Origin of the sequence: Sphingomonas caseinilytica (assembly GCF_023516455.1) — a bacterium.
Taxonomy (GTDB): domain Bacteria; phylum Pseudomonadota; class Alphaproteobacteria; order Sphingomonadales; family Sphingomonadaceae; genus Sphingomicrobium; species Sphingomicrobium caseinilyticum.
Window position 1 is genome coordinate 938,324 of the sequence record NZ_JAMGBA010000002.1, and the last position, 16,810, is coordinate 955,133.

Genomic DNA, 16,810 nt, shown 5'->3' on the forward strand with positions numbered 1-16,810 from the left:
ACGCGTCTCCGTTCCCAGGAAATTGGCAGGCAAGCTGCCGGTCAAGGAAGCCCAGGCCAACAAGCTGGCCGGTTGGGCCTTTGCGCTTTTTGCCATTGCGGTGACCGGCGCGGCTGCTGTCGCACTCGATGTCCCAGCCAAGGTCGGCATCGCTGCCGGTGAGGCCGTGGGCGACGCGGGTTTCCGGGTGCGAAGCGTCGACGTGCAGGGCATCAAGCGAATGGATCCGCGGCCCGTTTACGAAATTGCGCTCGACCAGAAGACGACGGCCATGCCGCTCCTCGACGTGGCGGCGATCCGGCAACGGCTGCTTGAATATGGCTGGGTCAAGGACGCGCGCGTTTCGCGCCGCTTCCCGGATACGCTGGTCATCGACATCGTCGAGCGAAAGCCCGCCGCGCTATGGCAGGATGAGGATCGGCTGACCCTGATCGATGCGGAGGGCGTGGTGCTGGACCGGGTCCCGGTCAGCCAGATGCCCGATCTGCCGTTGTTGATCGGCAAGGGCGCCAACGCTCATGCCGTCGCGCTGGACGCGCTGCTGTCGCAAGTTCCCGCTTTGAAGGCGCAGCTCGTTTCGGCGACCTGGGTCGGTGAGCGCCGCTGGAATCTCAGCCTGCAAACTGGTGAGACAATTATGCTGCCGGAGGGCAACACGGCTGCGGCGACGGCGCTGACGAAATTTGCCAAGATGGATAAGTCGTCCGGCCTGCTCGGTCGCGGCTATATCCACTTCGACATGAGAAATCCCAACAACACGATGACGGTCCGGCTGCCTCGAAAGCCGGGCGAACCGATCGTTCCCGAACCGGTTTCAGAGAGTTAAGACCAACGATAATGGCCGACACCGACCAGCCTTTAATTGCAGCACTCGATATCGGATCGTCGAAGGTCAGCGCGCTGATTGTGACGCGCGACCCGGACGGGCGACTGCGCGTGCTCGGCACCGGCCAACGGGAAAGCCGCGGCGTCAAGCGCGGCTATGTCACCGACATGGAAGCCAGCGAGGTCGCGGTCCGCGAAGCCGTCGAGATCGCCGAGCGCATCTCCGGCGTCACCATCGATGACGTCTGGGCAAGCTTTGCCGCCGGCGGACTGGTCAGTGACATTGCCAATGTCGAAGTCGAACTGGGCGGCCACCAGGTCGAACAATCGGACATCGAGGAATTGCTTGCCGCGGGCCGCGGCGCGATCGACCGCAACGGCCAGGTCGTCCTCCATGCCCATCCCGCCCTTTACACTGTCGACGGCGTCGAGGGCGTGCACCATCCGATCGGGCTTCATGCCGACCGATTGGGCGTCGACATCCATGTCGTTGCCGCCGATCCGGCGCCTCTCCGCAATATCGATTTCGTCATCCGCTCGGCGCACCTCGGCGTGAAGGCGATCATCGCCTCCCCGGTTGCCGCTGCGCTCGCCTGCCTCACGCCGGAAGAGCGAGAATTGGGCGTCGCCCTCGTCGAAATGGGCGCCGAAGTGACCAACATCTCGCTTCACGCCGGAGGCATGCTCGTAGGCCTTCGCTCGATACCGCTGGGTGCCAAGGATATCACCGACGACATCGCCTGTGCGTTCGGCGTCCAACGGCGGGAAGCGGAACGGATGAAATGCCGGTTCGGTTCGGCGATGACATCCCCGCGCGACAATCATGAAATGGTCGAGGCAACGCCAATCGGCGGCGATGACGGCGGAGAGCCGCTGCGCATCACCCATGCCCAGCTGATCACCGTCATCCGGCAGCGCACCGAGCAGATCACCAACGAGATCGAGCGCGCGCTGAAGGAACTGGGCTTCGCAGGACCGGTCGGCCGGCAGGTGGTACTGACGGGCGGTGGCGCAGAGCTGAAGAACATCGCCGACTATATGCAGGGCGTGCTTGGCCGTGCCGTCCGGGTCGGCCGTCCGAAAACCATCACCGGTCTGCCGGAGGCGCATAGCGGGCCCGGCTTCTCCACCTTGGTGGGTCTCGCCATGCTGGCGGGCGAAGGAAGCGGCGACATCCGCGACCTGGCGCTGGTTGGTGTGACCCAGAAGAAGCCGGCGACCGGGATGATGGGCCGGCTTATCGCCGCGATGCGGGGCGGGTTTTAGTCCGCGAGACTAGCTGTTAGCCTCCTGCGAAAACAGGGGGGATTGAATGGCGACCATCGCGACGACGAAGAACGCCACGGGGGCACTGATCCTCCTGCTGGGAGCGGCGGTCTTCCTCAACTATGTCGATCGCGGTGCGATCGGGATCGCCGCGCCGGTAATGAAGGGCGACCTCGGCCTGTCCGATGAAGCCTATGGCGTCGTTTTCTCCGCCTTCTTCTGGATCTACGCGCCGGTTCAGCTCTTCGCCGGTTGGCTGTGTGATCGCTTTTCCGTCTATCGGCTGATGGCCGGCGGCATCGTCCTTTGGGCGGCGAGCACCCTCTTAATGGGTTTCGCGGGGGGCTTTGCCTCACTCCTTGTCCTCCGCGTCATGCTCGGCATCGGCGAAAGCATCTCCTTTCCCGGAAGTTCGAAAATCATTGCCCGCCACGTTCCGCCCGAACGGAGGGGCGTCGCAAATGCTGCGGTGGCTGCCGGAATTGCTCTCGGGCCGGCGGTCGGAACTCTTGCAGGCGGCTTGATCCTGGCGAAGTGGGGCTGGCCAGCAATCTTCTTCGTCTTTGGTGCCGTGACGTTACTGTGGGTGCTGCCGTGGCGGCAGGTGGTGGGAACGCTTCCAACAACGGGTCATCATGACGAGGGGCCAAGGGTTCCGCTCGGCGAGCTTCTCACCAAATGGCCGCTATGGTCGATGTCGATCGTGCATGCCCTCGGAAACTATTGTTTCTATTTCCTGCTTGCCTGGCTGCCCCTGTTCCTGACCAAGTCTCGGGGCTTCAGCATCGGCGAGATGACCATGCTGGCGACGCTCGGCTATGCGGTTCAGGGCGCCTGTGCGCTCGGCTATGGCCACTTCTCGGACTGGTGGACGCGGTCCGGAAGGTCGGAGGCCGCTTGCCGTCGCTGGATGATGGTCGTCAGCCAGTTGGTCGCTGCGGGAGCGATCCTCGGACTGGCATTCGCGCATACTGCGCTATCCATCGCGATCCTGCTGTGCCTCGCGGGGGCGGCGTCCGCGGCGCTATCGCTCAATCTCTATGCCGTTGCGCAAATGTTTGCTGGTCCGCGAGCATCCGGGACCTGGGTCGGCGTGCAGAATGCCATCGGCAACCTGTCCGGCATCATTGGGCCAATTGTTACCGGCATTGTGGTCCAGCGCGCTGGTTACAACAGCGCATTCATCCTCACAGCGATCGTAGCCGCAATCGGTGCAATTTGGTGGGCAGTCTGCGTTCCGCGCATCGAGCAAGTAAATCTGAAAGATTAACGTTAACGACGAAGCGGGCTTTTCATGGCTGTGCCATTTTGAATCATGGTGAGTCTGTACGGGCACAATCCACGCTTTTTTTCGTTTTACGTTAACTTTTACGCTTGTCGCGGGACTCGCAATGATTCATGGATTCTCGTTGACGGTTCAACGCGCTAGCAGCGCAGGGGGAGGGGTTAGTCCATGAGCATTGATTTCATCCGGCCGGAAGTGGACGAGCTTCGCCCGAGGATCAGTGTCATTGGTGTCGGCGGCGCCGGCGGCAACGCCATTGCCAACATGATCCGCTCCGACGTCCAGGGCGTCCAGTTCCTGGTCGCCAACACTGACGCGCAGGCACTCAATGCTTCCGAAGCCGACCAGCGCATCCAGCTGGGCCTCAAGATCACGCAAGGCCTGGGTGCCGGCTCGCGGCCCGAGATCGGTCGCGCCGCAGCCGAAGAGACGCTCGAAGAGATCGAGCGCTCGCTCGACGGTGCGCACATGTGCTTCATCGCCGCAGGCATGGGCGGCGGCACCGGCACTGGCGCCGCGCCGGTCATCGCCAAGGCCGCGCGCGACCGCGGCATCCTGACCGTCGGCGTCGTGACCAAGCCCTTCGCGTTCGAAGGATCGCGCCGCATGCGCTCGGCCGAAAGCGGCATCGAAGAGCTGCAGAAGCATGTCGACACGCTGATCGTCATTCCCAACCAGAACCTGTTCCGTCTCGCCACTTCCGAAACCACCTTCAAGGAAGCGTTCGAGATGGCGGATGAGGTACTGCAGCAGGGCGTCCGCGGAATCACCGACCTGATGGTCATGCCGGGCCTCATCAACCTCGACTTCGCCGACGTCCGCTCGGTGATGGGCGAAATGGGCAAGGCGATGATGGGAACCGGCGAAGCTTCGGGCGACAACCGCGCCATCGAAGCCGCGGAGAAGGCGATCTCGAACCCGCTGCTCGATGGCGTCAGCATGAAGGGCGCCAAGGGCGTCATCATCTCGATCACCGGCGGCGACGACATGCGCCTGATGGAGGTCGACGAGGCCGCCAGCCACATCAAGGAACTGGTCGACCCCGACGCCAACATCATCTGGGGTTCGGCGTTCAACAACGACCTTGGCGGCAAGATCCGCGTGTCGGTCGTCGCCACCGGCATCGAGGCGGAAGCCGCCGTCCAACCGACGCAGGGAAAGGTCTTCACCTTCCCGACCGCCGGCCGCCCCGCCGCGGCTCCTACGCCAGCTCCGATCATTACTCCGGCGCCCGAGCCCACGGCCGAAGAAGCGCCGCTTGACCTGACGAGTGACGACGAAGCGACCGATGAACTGCTGCTCGGCAATGACGATATCCTTGCCGATCCGGTCATGGGTACGCCGATCGCTCCGCCAATCGACGAGGAAGAAGCCGAGATCGAGCCGATCGAGGAAGCCAAGCCGGCCGCTGCTGCCGGAGGCACGCTGTTCGAACGCATGTCGAACATCGCGCGCGGCGCAGCCCAGGCGAAGGTCGAGGAAGAGCCGGTCCCGGGCTTCCGCCGCGAACCGCTCGATATTCCGCGTTTCCTTAATCGGCAGAATAATCAGTAACCTGGTTTAGGCTCGGCGCGGCTGCCGCTCAAGCGAGCGGCGGCTCGTCGCCGGGCCGCAACGTCTTGTCGCGACGCCCTTTTCAGCAAGCTTTCAGCAAGCTTCCATCAGGCATGGGGAGGACCATGCTTAATTTGGGATCGATGCGCGCGCGCTTCATTGCCGTGCTGGCAGCGTCATTCATTGCCACTGCGGCTTCGGCCACCGTTCAGTCCGTCACACCGGAATCTCCGGGTACGGCGCTGTCGCGTCATATCCGCATCCTGGCCAGCAATCCGCGCGACTTCAATTCGCTGATCGGGGCAGGGAAGGCCGCCCTGGAGCTTGGCGACGTGCAGACCGCCGCGGGCTTTTTCGGACGCGCCGAAGAGGTCAATCCGAATGCGCCGGCGGCAAAGGCCGGCCTTGGCGCGGCGATGGCGCATATGGGCGATGCCGACGGCGCGATTTATTATTTCGACCAGGCAACCCGGCTTGGAGCTTCGGCACTGACCATTGCGCTGGACCGCGGGCTGGCTCGCGACCTTAGCGGCGATCTTACCGGTGCACAAAGCGATTATCGGCTGGCGATCGCGTCGCTGAACAGCGACGAAGGCCGCCGGCGCTTGGCTCTCAGCCTAGCGATCGGCCGCGACCGCAACGGTGCGATGGCGTCCATCCAGCCGCTCCTGAATCGCCGAGACCCCGCGGCGCAACGAACGCGCGCCTTCGTCCTGGCGTTAGTCGGGGATTCGAGAGGTGCCGCGCAGGCGATTGAAGCGGTGATGCCGGGCGGGTCGGCTCGTTTCGCGCCGTTCATCAGCTCTCTTCCGCAGCTCAGCGTTCAGGAGAAGGCAGCGGCGGTCCATCTCGGCATGTTCCCCGACAATGCCTCCATTCGAATCTCACAAGCTCAGGCTGCGCCTGCGCCAGCTTCGGTACCTCCCTCGCGGGATCGGTCCGCATTGGCCGAGCCGCCCGCCACCGTAACCGCGCCGCCCGTCCAGACGACGCCGCCGGTTCGCGTGGCGGTGCGGGAACCGCTGCCGCCGGCACCCAAGCCCAGCTTCTCGCTGCCGTCGCAGAGCTCATCGGCGGCGCCATCTTTTAGCCTGCCGTCGGCGTCGAGCGCCGCTCCGACGGAAGACAGGTTGGCGCAGTCCGAGTCCGAACAGGAAGCCACTGAACCGGTCGCGGTTGCCGAAGACGGCGAGTCCTCGCTGCAGCAGGTCGATAAATCAACAGGCGAGAACAAACTCAGCAGTATAGACAAGCTGCTTGCCGCTATCGAGGAACCGCCTCCGCCCGCGCCGTCCCCCAAAGTCGAAAGTACTGCGTCCGACGATGCCGCGGCGACAAAGGCGGCAGCTGCGAAGAAAGCTGCCGACAAGAAGGCAGCCGACAAGAAGGCGACCGAGAAAAAGGCGCGCGACGCGAAACTCGCTGCCGAAAAGAAGGAGCGCGAGGAAGCGGCCAAGCTGGGGGTCAAGGGAACCTACTGGGTCCAGCTCGCCGGTGGATCCAACCAGGACCGGATGGCTACTGAATATAAGAAGCTGTCCGACAAGGCCGGCAGCCTGCTCAAGTCGCGGCCCGGCTACGTCACCGCCGGCAAGGAATATTTCCGGCTGGTGATCGGCCCGTTCGATACGAAGTCGGAAAGCCAGGCCTTCGTCAACAAGCTTGCCAAGGAAGGCGTCGGCGGCTTTAGCTGGACCCGCACGCCGTCGCAGATCAAGATCGAGAAACTTTCCTCAAGATGACGCTTCCAAAGGCCCTTGCCGCGCAGCCTTCCAATTCGCGCGGCAGGGCCTTCGCGGAAGACGACCGGGGTCCGCGCGGTCCTCGCGATGCCTTTCAGCGCGACCGCGACCGCATCATTCATTCTGTCGGATTCCGGCGCTTGCGGCACAAGACGCAGGTGTTCGTCGCGCCCGATGGCGACCATTTCCGCGTCCGACTCACCCATTCGTTGGAAGTTGCGCAGATCGGCCGGACGATGGCCAGGGCGCTGGGCCTCAACGAGGATCTGACGGAGGCGCTTTGCCTGGGACATGACCTGGGCCATCCGCCATTCGGCCATGGCGGCGAAGAAGCATTGCAGCGGAGCCTCTCGAAGGCTGGTGGCTTCGATCATAACGGCCACACGCTCCGCCTGGTCACTGAACTTGAGAACCCTTACCCCACGTTCAACGGACTGAATCTCAGCTGGGAAACGCTGGAGGGCCTGGCCAAGCACAATGGACCGGTTAGCCAGCCTCACTGGGCCTTGAAGGAGGCCAATGACGGCTTCGATCTGGAGCTCCTCAGTTGGCCAAGCCTCGAGGCGCAGGTCGCTGCGATCGCGGACGACATCGCCTATGACAATCATGACATCGACGACGGCTTGCGGTCGGGGGTGTTACAACTTGAACCGCTATTGGAACTTCCCCTCGTCCGGGGATGGTGGGACGAGATCGAGGCGCGCCATCCGGGCCTGGACCAATCACGAAAGCAAAAGGCCCTGATCCGCGACGGCATTGGCGCAATGGTTGGCGATGTGCTTGGCGAAACGCGGCGACGCATCCGCGAATCCGGTGTCGAGACGATCGATGATGTCAGGAGCGTTGGCCGACAGCTGGCCGGCTTCTCCAGCGAAATGAAGGACGCCGAGCGCGCGCTCAAACGCCACCTCTATGCGAACCTGTACGACCATGACGCGCTTCGCCCGATCCGTATCGAAGCGCAAAGGATCGTCAGCGATCTTGCGCAATATTTCATCGATCGCCCCGAAGCCTTGCCGGAAGGCTGGCAGCGCGCCGACGATGAGACGGCCAGGCTGCGCGGGATCGGCGACTATGTCGCCGGGATGACCGACCGTTTCGCCATCGCACGCCATGAGGCGCTGATCGGTCCGGTTAGGCTGCCGGAAAAATTCTAGGGCCCGCTTAGCCTGGTCATCGCGAGACGTGGAGCTCAAGCTCGTCGGCAGTCTCGTAGCTCAGGGGAACGGTAAACTCTTCGACCAGCGCTCGGCGCTCGGCGGCCGGCAGGCTGGCGATTTCCAGGGCAAGCCGCTCGAGAACCTCTGCCCGGAACAGTGCATTCTTGTTCTGGCTAGCGACCGTCACCCGCTTCGCCTTGAAGCGTTGCAGGCCCATTTCGGCGCCAAAATTCAATCGGGGCATGACACGAAGGGCGAAGGAGGCGCTGACCCACAAGCCGAAATAGCCGCCCCAAACCATTACGAAACGAAGGTCGCCCGGAAATCCGTTGGGATTGGTCGCGCCCATTTGCTCAAGCAGAACCCGGGCCAGAAGTACCACGATTGTAGCGGGAAGAATCGTGGCCAGGATCGCCAGTGGCTTGCCGGGACGGTCGCGGGTGCCGTCGATCAGGTACGACAGCACGAGCCAATAGAGTCCGGCGCCGACCGCAGTCGAAACGAACCTGATCGTGTCGACAAGCTCATAAGCGTCACCGTACCGAAGCTGAGCCCGATAGGTGAACAGTGCATAGGTGAATGCCCAGAAGATGGCCGTCAGAAGGAAATTGGCATTCCGCCAGTCGATTGCGAAAGGCGGCCGCGACGAGGGGAGAGCTTGTTGCATAAGTTGCAAATTAGAACTGTATGCCCGCGACGTGAAGCTCCTTGATCGAGCACCAGCGCATGTTGGTCGAATTGTCCCTACGAGATTGGTGAAAGGAGGTCGGCCAGGCAGGGACGGTTTTCGTCCCTGCCAAGCTGCTCAAAATTGAAAATCCTGAACTGGATTAATAGCTGTTGGTCGTCGCGCTATTGTCCACCGCATTCCCCGCCGCATTATCCATGCTGTTGTCGGTCATGTTCATGTCCATGTTCATGTCGGTGTTCATATCCATGCCCATGTTCATGTCTTCGGTGGCGTTGAGGTCCTCAACATTCTCGACAGCCATATTTTCCTGGTCGCGATCACCACAGGCCGCCAATCCGAGCGCCGCGGCAGCCATGATGCTCGTCAAAACTAGCTTCGACATTCTTCCTCTCCCATTTGGGACCGCCCTCTAACGAACGCTCGGGAAGGGCGTTCCGGCTTATCCGACTCCCGCTCAACGTTAATTTCGTGTTATATGGCTGCAGCCACGAGGGGGCGTTGCCATGATAAGGGCGGGGATCGCGTTATTTTTGCTGGGCTCTGGTTCGACCGCGATTGCGGCCGAAACCGACTTTGGTGTCCGTGAGGTAGGAAAGCCCGTGAGCCATTCCACCGCGGACGAACCTCCGCCGGCGGGCACCTGGGCATTGGAAACCAACAGCCGCTCCGTCAACATGGGCGACGTCAAGCAGATCGGCGCTCGTTGGGGCCAGGTAACCAGCACTTATCGAAGCCCCGCGCACAACCGCCGCGTTGGCGGAGTGGCCAACAGCTACCATCTCAGCAACCGCGCGATCGATATTGCCCGACGGCCGGGCGTGAGCCACGGGCAGATCGCCGCGGCCTATCGCAACGCCGGCTTCGCGCTCGCGGAGTCGCTGGACGAAGGTGATCATAGCCATTTCGCCTTCGGCTCACCCAAGCGGCGTGGCGGGGCGCAGCCGCAGTTGGTGTCCGTCAAATCCGGCGAGAAAACCGAATGGCGCATCGTCTATGCTCCTCCGTCGTCGGGCGGCGGCAACTAGCCACTTCAATGCATAAAGTTGGCGAAGCGGCCCTGAACCGCTAGAGGCGCGCCGAATTCCTTTCATTCGGTGAGCCACATTGTCCCTTTACGCCCGCTATTCCGCGCTGCTCGACGGCATCCTTGACGAACTGGTCGCGGAAGGAGCGCTGCCGCCCGAACTCAATCGCAAGGCCGTAGCGGTCGAACCGCCGCGCGATCCTTCGCATGGCGACCTCGCAACCAATGCCGCCATGGTACTGGCCAAGGGAGCCGGCACAAACCCGCGCGCGCTGGCGGAACAGGTCAAGCCGAAGCTTGAGGCTATACCCGGGGTTACTCAGGTGGACGTTGCCGGGCCGGGCTTCATCAACCTGCGCCTGACCGATGGTGCATGGCGCGACGAGCTGGTGACGATCCTTGCCGAAGGCGAGCGCTACGGATTGTCGACCATCGGCAATAACGAGCGGGTCAACGTCGAATATGTCTCGGCCAATCCGACCGGCCCGATGCACATGGGCCATTGCCGCGGAGCCGTGGTTGGCGACTCCCTTGCCCGCTTGCTGGAAGCCGCCGGCTTTCGGGTAACCAAGGAATATTATGTCAACGATGCCGGCAGCCAGGTCGACACGCTCGCCCGGTCTGCGCACCTCCGTTATCGCGAGGCGCTGGGCGAGAATATCGGCGAGATACCGGAAGGGCTGTACCCGGGCGACTATTTGAAGCCGGTCGGAACGCTCCTGGCCGCCGAATATGGCAACGATTGGGTCGGCAAGCCGGAAGCCGAGTGGCTTCAGCTGTTCAAGCAGAAGACGGTCGCCGCGATGCTCGACCTCATTCGGCACGACCTCAGCCTGCTTGGCATCCATCACGACATCTTCGCATCCGAGGCCGAGCTGCAAGCCTCCGGCAAGGTCGAAGAAGCGATGGAGAATCTTCGTTCGAAGGGCCTCGTATATGAGGGCCAGCTCGAGCGGCCGAAGAGCCTCGACGAACATGACGAATGGGAACCGGTCGAGCTGACCTTGTTTAAATCGAGCGAGTTCGGAGACGACCAGGACCGGCCGATGAAGAAGTCGAACGGCAGCTGGACCTATTTCGGGGCCGACGCCGCCTATCACCTGAAGAAGGCCCAGTCGGCGGATCATCTGGTCAACATCTGGGGCGCCGACCACGCAGGGACTGTCAAGCGGGTGCAGGCGGCAGTCACGGCGCTGACCGACGGCCGCGTCGATCTCGACGTGAAGATCATCCAGATGGTGAAGCTGCTTCGCGCCGGCGAGCCGATCAAGATGTCGAAGCGTGCCGGAAACTTCGTCACGCTGGCAGATGTGGTGCGCGAAGTCGGCAAGGACGTCGTCCGCTTCATGATGCTGACAAAGCGGACGGATTCGATGCTCGATTTCGACTTCGCCAAGGTCGTCGAGGCATCGAAGGACAACCCGGTTTTCTACGTCCAATATGCCCATGCGCGGATCAGTTCGCTGCAGCGAAAGGCAGTGGAGGCGGCGCTACCGCTCACTGACAAGGCCGACCTCGCATTACTCGACGCCGAGGAGCTTGGACTGGTCAAGCTAGCCGCCCAATATCCGCGCGTCGTCGAAGGTGCGGCGATGGCCCATGAGCCGCATCGTATCGCCTTCTACCTCTACGATCTCGCGGCCGCATTCCATGCGCTTTGGAACCGCGGCAACGACGATCCCGAACGCCGCTTTCTCATTGAAAATAATCCACAACTTTCTCTGAGCAGGCTGGAACTGGCGCGCGGAATTGGGCAGATTATCAAGAATGGCCTCGGGCTGATGGGAGTGGAGGCCGCCGAGGAGATGCGCTGATGGCTGACGCGGGGGTGGTGAGGGATGCAAATCGGCTTCCCTGGCTCGAACCTTATCGCGCTCCAACCGGCAAGAAATCGAACCGGAAGACGGGTGTCGCCACCGCGATTGGCGCGATCGGGCTGGCCGCGGTCGTGACCCTGCTCACCCGCGACTTGCCCTCTGGGCGGGAGGCGGAACCGGCAGCGGAAGCGCATGTGACCTTACCAGCTCCCGTCGAAATGCAGCCCCAGGTCGTGCTGCCGCCGCTGCATGTAAGCCAGACACCGACTGCAATAGTGAAGCCGACGCCGGCCTTTCGCAGGCCCGCGCCATTGCCCAGGCGAAAGATCAAGGCGGTCCCGACCGATACAGCCTATCGCGAGGTCGTGAGCGAGCAGGCTGGAGAAGCCGCCGCCGCGGAAGTGGTGGCGTCCGAAGCCGCCCTGGCGATCGCAGACATGCCTCTCCCGCCTGACCCGCCGCGCCCCGCAGTCGATCCGACCGCGCAGGTGGTCCGCGGCAAGACGGTACAGCTGGGTGTTTACTTGACCCGGACGGAGGCCGAGGCCGCCTGGAAAAGCACGGTGAGCGACTACACCTTCCTGGTCACCATGCCCAAGAGCATCGAAGCGATTTCGATCCGGTCCAAGCGCTTCTATCGGCTTCAACTCGGCACTCCGTCGAAGAAGCATGCCAAGCTGCTGTGCGGCAATCTGAAGTCGATCGGCCGACCCTGCACGGTCGCCTGAGAGAGCGCAATTATTTGGCCAATGCCTCTCCCATATTGAACTAGCAGCCCCTAGTATGACCATCGAGTGAAGGGGAGAGTCACAAGCATGAGCGATGGGCGGGCCTATGACGGCGATGCGCTGCCTTGGTTGGAGGCCGTCGAGAATGAGGACGGCCCGCGGGCAATTTCAGCGCGCAAGATGTTCATGGCGTTGCTGCTTGTCCTGCTTGCCGCGGCCGTTGTCGCCGGAACGATGTTCTGGATCGGCCGGCGCGATCCGGCTCCAGGTGGAGCGCCGCAGCTGATCAAGGCGGAGCCAGGGCCCTATAAGGTTCGGCCGACCGACCCCGGCGGACTCGACGTTGCCGGCGATAGCGAAACGGCTTTCTCAACCAGTGCCGGGGAAGATCCCGACGCGGCTCTGGACGTCAAGAAGCTGCCGCAGGAAATGACCCCGCTACCGGTAGAGACTCCGGAGGCTGTACCTCCGCCGAAGAAGATTCCTCCGAATGAGGTAAAGGAGCCCGCTCCGGACACTGCAACGGCCTCAACGGCAGCATCCTCGGGACCAACGATTCAGCTTGGTGCCTATGCGTCGACCGTGAAGGCCGAGACGGCGTGGAAGCTGCTGTCCGGCCGCTTCCCGACCGTGGCCGCACTGAACAAGGTGGTCGTCACTGCAACGGTGGGAGGAAAGTCGGTCTTCCGCCTGCGCGCTACGGGCTCCTCCGATCAGACCAAGGCAGCCTGCGCTGCGCTGAAGGCTGCGGGCGAGAGCTGCCTGCCGGTGAACTGATGCAAGCGGCGATTTACGGCCTGGCCGGCACTGAAGTTTCGGCGGAAGAGAGGGATTTCTTCCGAGATGCCCGGCCAGCCGGCTATATTTTGTTCAAGCGAAATATTGAGTCGCGACAACAATTGCGAGCGCTGACGGATGCGCTTCGGGACCTTGAAGGCCATGACGAAGTGCCGATCCTGATCGACCAGGAGGGCGGGCGAGTGGCGCGCATGCGGCCACCCGAATGGCCGGCGTTCCCAAGCGGCGAAGCGTTCGACAAGCTCTACCAGCTAGCGCCTTCCAGCGCGATCGAGGCGGCGCGGGTCAATGCAAGGGCATTGGGGCTGATGCTCCACGAGGTCGGAGTGAACGTCGACTGCCTGCCGATGCTCGACGTTCGCCAGCCCGGCGCGACCGATATCGTCGGCGACCGCGCGCTCGGTGCCGAACCCATGCAGGTGGCGGCGCTGGGCAAGGCCATGCTGGAAGGCTTGCGCAGTGCCGGCACCTTGGGCGTCATCAAGCATATCCCTGGACATGGCCGGGCGCTGGTCGACAGCCATCTGGAACTGCCGGTGGTCGATGCCACGGATGATGAACTGCTGGTCGACCTGGAGCCGTTCGAGCGGATGCGGGAAGCGCCGATGGGGATGACCAGCCACATCCTCTACACCGCCTGGGATTCCGAACGGCCTGCCTCGCAATCGCCGTTCATCATCCATGAGATCATCCGACAGCGGATCGGCTTCGACGGTTTCCTGATGAGCGACGACATCGGCATGGAGGCGTTGGCGGGAGACCACGGCCAGCGAGCGGCGGCCTGTGTCGCCGCGGGTTGCGACGTCGCGCTGCATTGCGACGGCAAGATGGAGAATATGCGTCTGGTCGCCAATGCGGTTGGCGACATTTCAGCGGAAGGTGCGTCGAGGCTGGCGAGGGCCATGGCGATGCGCTTCACGCCCGATGACGAAATGAATTTCGCCGAGGCCGTCACCAAGCGCGACGCGCTTCTGGCGCTGGTTTGAATTACGGCATAGTCTGGCTCCATGGGGGATGAAGAGCTGTTCGTTGCGCCGGCGCGCGAAGACGAGGCGCTGAACCTCAGCCTCGACGGCTGGGAAGGCCCGCTCGACCTGCTTTTGAGCCTTGCCCGCCAGCAAAAGGTCGACCTCCACCAGATTTCCATCCTGGCATTGGTCGAGCAGTATCTGGCCTATATCGAGGGCGCCCGGACGCTGCGCCTGGAAATCGCCGCCGATTATCTGGTGATGGCGGCATGGTTGGCTTACCTTAAGAGCTGCCTGCTGCTTCCCAAGGATCCGACGGTCGATCCATCGCCGGAAGAGCTTGCGATGCGCTTGCAGCTTCGGCTGCAGCGGCTCGATGCAATGCGCGATGCGGGAGCCCGGCTGATGGGGCGTGACCGGATCGGCCGCGATGTCTTCGCTCGCGGCGCGCCGGAGGGGCTGAAGCTGGTCCGCAAATCCGCCTGGCAGGTCACCCCGTTCGAGCTGTTCGCCGCCTATGGACGGGTCAAGGCGCGCACCGCGCCAGCGATGCATGTCGTCGCGCATCGCGCCGTGATGACCTTGGAAGATGCTATCCAGCGCGTCGCGGCCTTGCTCGGGCAGGCCCTGGACTGGACGACGCTCGAAGCCTTTCTTCCCGCCACCGGCGATCCGCAATACCGCAAGTCGGCGCTGGCAAGCAGCTTCGTCGCTGCGCTGGAACTGGCTCGGCAGGGCAAGCTCCAGATCGAACAGCAAGAAAGTTTCGGCGAACTGCTCGTCCGGAAGGCAGCCTGATGGACGATTTTCAGCGCGCGGTCGAAGCGGCTGTATTCGCTTCCGAAAGCCCCCTCAGCGTCGAGGAAATCGCCGGCTATGTCGGCGAAGGCGACATCGACTCCGCACTGGCCGGCCTGGCCGAGCGATACGCCGGTCATGGTGTCGAACTGGTGGAGCGTGGTGGCCGCTGGCATTTCCAGACCGCCCCGGATCTCGCGCACATCCTTCGCCGGACCAGGGAGGACGCACGGCGTCTGTCTCGCGCGGCGACGGAAACGCTCGCGATCATCGCTTACCACGAGCCGGTCAGCCGGGCCGAGATCGAGGCGATCCGCGGCGTGCAGATCAGCAAGGGTACTCTCGACGTGCTGATGGAAGCGGGATGGGTTCGCACCGCCGGACGCCGGGAATCCCCGGGGCGGCCGCTGCTCTACGCGACCACATCTGATTTCCTGACCCATTTCGGCTTGTCGTCGCGACGCGATTTGCCTGGAATCGACGATCTGAAGGCCGCCGGCCTGCTCGACCCACTCGAAGAGTCCGTTTTTCAGCTTCAGCTAGAAACTGAAGGCGAGGACGACTAAGACGTTCCCAAAGTCTTTTACCGGAGTTTCCTCATGGGCGGTTTCAGCCTCTGGCATATCCTGATTTTCGCGGTCATCGTCCTGTTGCTGTTCGGAGGAAATCGCTTCTCCAACATGATGGGCGACGTGGCCAAGGGGCTGAAGAGCTTCAAGCAAGGCCTGGCCGACGACGAGAAGCCGGCCGAGCAGAAGCAGATTCCGCCACAGCAGCCGATCGACGTCACGCCGCGACCCGCCGAGCCGACCGCGACGCCGACGGCCACGCCGACCGACGATCAGTCGCGTCAGTAATCACGGCTAGAATCTGATAGAGTCCGCCGATGTTCGGCGTCGATACCAGCGAACTGCTCGTTGTGGCGGTAGTGGCCCTTTTGTTCATCGGGCCCAAGGAGCTGCCGCGCGTCATGATGATGGTCGGCCGCTGGGTCGGGAAGATCCGCGGCTATGCCCGCCATTTCACCTCCGGAATCGAAAATGTGATCCGCGAAGCCGAGCTGGAGGAAATGGAGAAGACATGGCGCGAACAGAATGACCTCATCATGAAGCAGTTTCCGCCCAACGCGACCTACGAGGAACCGAAGCCCGTCATGACGTCGCTGCCGCCGGACGAGGGCCAGCCGGGGCTGCCGCTTGAAGCGCCCCCAGCGCCGGACGAGGATCCCACGCCACCTGAAGACCGGCCGCTTCCATGATCAGCGATATCGATGAAACCAAGGCGCCGCTGGTCGACCATCTGATCGAGCTTCGCCGCCGGCTATTGTGGTGCGTCGCGGCGATCGCCGCCGGTTTCTTCATCTGCCTCTACTTCGCCAAGCCGATCTTCGCGATCCTGGTGCAGCCGCTGCTGGCCGCCGGCCAGGGCAAGCTCATCTACACCGATATTTTCGAGGCCTTCTTCGTCGAAGTGAAAGTGGCCTTCTTCGCGGCGCTGATGTTCAGCTTTCCCGTGATCGCGACGCAGATGTGGCGGTTCATCGCGCCGGGGCTCTACGCCAAGGAGAAGAAGGCGTTTCTGCCCTTCCTCATCATGACGCCCTTCTTCTTCATTGCCGGCGCAAGCTTTGCTTATTTCGTGGCAATGCCCTGGGCGCTGAAGTTCCTTCTCGGCTTCGAAGGCGAGGTTGGCGGCGTTACCCAGGAGGCGCTGCCCGCCATCGGTAATTATATGAATTTTTCGATGCGGTTCCTGTTCGGGTTCGGCGTCGCATTCCTGCTGCCGGTGCTGCTGATGGTGCTGGAGCGCGCCGGTATCGTCACCCGCGAACAGCTGGCGAAATCGCGTCGCTATGCGATCGTCGTTGCCGCGGCGGTTTCCGCGGTGCTGACCCCGCCGGACGTCGTGTCGATGCTGTTGATGCTCGTGCCGCTCTACACGCTGTATGAGTTCGCGATCCTGGCCATTCGGCTGACCCACTGGAGAGCGGCTCGCAAGGCCGCCGTTTCGGGACAAAATTTGGGCCCGAAAACGCCACCGGGGGGGGGGAGGGTTGGCGATTCCGGGCCCATTTCGTCGGATAGCGAGAGCGGGGGGGCAAAAGGTCACTATCCGCCCAGTTAAACGCCCTTTTTTCGGTCTCGGTTCCGCCTG

18 protein-coding genes are annotated in these 16,810 nt (G+C 62.9%); 16 read left to right on the forward strand and 2 right to left on the reverse strand.

What is annotated here, in order from left to right; translation table 11 throughout:
* Positions 1 to 22 precede the first annotated feature (22 nt).
* From LZ496_RS11330 to LZ496_RS11355, 6 genes are all read left to right on the forward strand, one after another.
* Complete coding sequence (locus LZ496_RS11330; RefSeq protein ID WP_249904787.1) at positions 23 to 826, forward strand: cell division protein FtsQ/DivIB; 804 nt, start codon at positions 23 to 25, stop codon at positions 824 to 826.
* Between the two features lie 11 nt (positions 827 to 837).
* The gene (ftsA, locus tag LZ496_RS11335) at positions 838 to 2,091 is read left to right on the forward strand and encodes a cell division protein FtsA (RefSeq protein ID WP_249904788.1); all 1,254 of its coding nucleotides are present in this window, start codon (positions 838 to 840) and stop codon (positions 2,089 to 2,091) included.
* A 46-nt stretch (positions 2,092 to 2,137) separates the two neighbouring features.
* A complete protein-coding gene (locus LZ496_RS11340) occupies positions 2,138 to 3,361 on the forward strand; it encodes an MFS transporter (RefSeq protein ID WP_249904789.1) in 1,224 nt (407 codons plus the stop codon).
* A gap of 183 nt (positions 3,362 to 3,544) precedes the next feature.
* A complete protein-coding gene (gene ftsZ / locus LZ496_RS11345) occupies positions 3,545 to 4,930 on the forward strand; it encodes a cell division protein FtsZ (protein WP_249904790.1) in 1,386 nt (461 codons plus the stop codon).
* 125 nt (positions 4,931 to 5,055) lie between these two features.
* Positions 5,056 to 6,672 carry an SPOR domain-containing protein gene (locus LZ496_RS11350; RefSeq protein ID WP_249904791.1) on the forward strand — a complete coding sequence of 539 codons (1,617 nt, stop codon included), beginning with the start codon at positions 5,056 to 5,058 and terminating at the stop codon, positions 6,670 to 6,672.
* The gene (locus LZ496_RS11355; protein WP_249904792.1) at positions 6,669 to 7,829 is read left to right on the forward strand and encodes a deoxyguanosinetriphosphate triphosphohydrolase; all 1,161 of its coding nucleotides are present in this window, start codon (positions 6,669 to 6,671) and stop codon (positions 7,827 to 7,829) included. The genes LZ496_RS11350 and LZ496_RS11355 overlap by 4 nt, the downstream gene beginning before the upstream one ends.
* A gap of 16 nt (positions 7,830 to 7,845) precedes the next feature.
* On the opposite strand, the gene LZ496_RS11360 is transcribed toward LZ496_RS11355, so the two are convergent.
* On the reverse strand, positions 7,846 to 8,499 hold the full coding sequence (locus LZ496_RS11360) for a hypothetical protein (RefSeq protein WP_249904793.1): 654 nt from the start codon (positions 8,497 to 8,499) through the stop codon (positions 7,846 to 7,848).
* 163 nt (positions 8,500 to 8,662) lie between these two features.
* Positions 8,663 to 8,905: a circumsporozoite protein gene (locus LZ496_RS11365; RefSeq protein WP_249904794.1), complete on the reverse strand. Its 243-nt coding sequence runs from the start codon at positions 8,903 to 8,905 to the stop codon at positions 8,663 to 8,665.
* A 217-nt stretch (positions 8,906 to 9,122) separates the two neighbouring features.
* On the opposite strand from LZ496_RS11365, the gene LZ496_RS11370 reads away from it, so the two are divergent.
* The 10 genes from LZ496_RS11370 to tatC all read left to right on the forward strand — a co-directional run bounded on the left by LZ496_RS11370 (position 9,123) and on the right by tatC (position 16,780).
* Positions 9,123 to 9,548, forward strand: coding sequence for a D-Ala-D-Ala carboxypeptidase family metallohydrolase (locus LZ496_RS11370; RefSeq protein WP_249904795.1), 426 nt, complete (start codon positions 9,123 to 9,125; stop codon positions 9,546 to 9,548).
* Positions 9,549 to 9,627: 79 nt separating this feature from the next.
* A complete protein-coding gene (argS, locus tag LZ496_RS11375) occupies positions 9,628 to 11,361 on the forward strand; it encodes an arginine--tRNA ligase (protein WP_249904796.1) in 1,734 nt (577 codons plus the stop codon).
* The gene (locus LZ496_RS11380) at positions 11,361 to 12,092 is read left to right on the forward strand and encodes a hypothetical protein (RefSeq protein ID WP_249904797.1); all 732 of its coding nucleotides are present in this window, start codon (positions 11,361 to 11,363) and stop codon (positions 12,090 to 12,092) included. The genes argS and LZ496_RS11380 overlap by 1 nt, the downstream gene beginning before the upstream one ends.
* Before the next feature lie 87 nt (positions 12,093 to 12,179).
* Positions 12,180 to 12,869 (forward strand): SPOR domain-containing protein, encoded by a 690-nt coding sequence (locus LZ496_RS11385; protein WP_249904798.1) that lies wholly within the window; start codon positions 12,180 to 12,182, stop codon positions 12,867 to 12,869.
* Positions 12,869 to 13,876, forward strand: coding sequence for a beta-N-acetylhexosaminidase (gene nagZ / locus LZ496_RS11390; RefSeq protein ID WP_249904799.1), 1,008 nt, complete (start codon positions 12,869 to 12,871; stop codon positions 13,874 to 13,876). Before LZ496_RS11385 ends, nagZ begins: the two co-directional genes overlap by 1 nt.
* A gap of 21 nt (positions 13,877 to 13,897) precedes the next feature.
* A complete protein-coding gene (locus LZ496_RS11395; protein ID WP_249904800.1) occupies positions 13,898 to 14,656 on the forward strand; it encodes a segregation and condensation protein A in 759 nt (252 codons plus the stop codon).
* Positions 14,656 to 15,222 (forward strand): SMC-Scp complex subunit ScpB, encoded by a 567-nt coding sequence (scpB, locus tag LZ496_RS11400; protein WP_249904801.1) that lies wholly within the window; start codon positions 14,656 to 14,658, stop codon positions 15,220 to 15,222. The genes LZ496_RS11395 and scpB overlap by 1 nt, the downstream gene beginning before the upstream one ends.
* 33 nt (positions 15,223 to 15,255) lie before the next feature.
* Complete coding sequence (locus LZ496_RS11405; RefSeq protein ID WP_249904802.1) at positions 15,256 to 15,513, forward strand: twin-arginine translocase TatA/TatE family subunit; 258 nt, start codon at positions 15,256 to 15,258, stop codon at positions 15,511 to 15,513.
* A 29-nt stretch (positions 15,514 to 15,542) separates the two neighbouring features.
* On the forward strand, positions 15,543 to 15,914 hold the full coding sequence (gene tatB, locus LZ496_RS11410; RefSeq protein WP_249904803.1) for a Sec-independent protein translocase protein TatB: 372 nt from the start codon (positions 15,543 to 15,545) through the stop codon (positions 15,912 to 15,914).
* A complete protein-coding gene (tatC, locus tag LZ496_RS11415) occupies positions 15,911 to 16,780 on the forward strand; it encodes a twin-arginine translocase subunit TatC (RefSeq protein WP_249904804.1) in 870 nt (289 codons plus the stop codon). The genes tatB and tatC overlap by 4 nt, the downstream gene beginning before the upstream one ends.
* Positions 16,781 to 16,810: the final 30 nt, after the last annotated feature.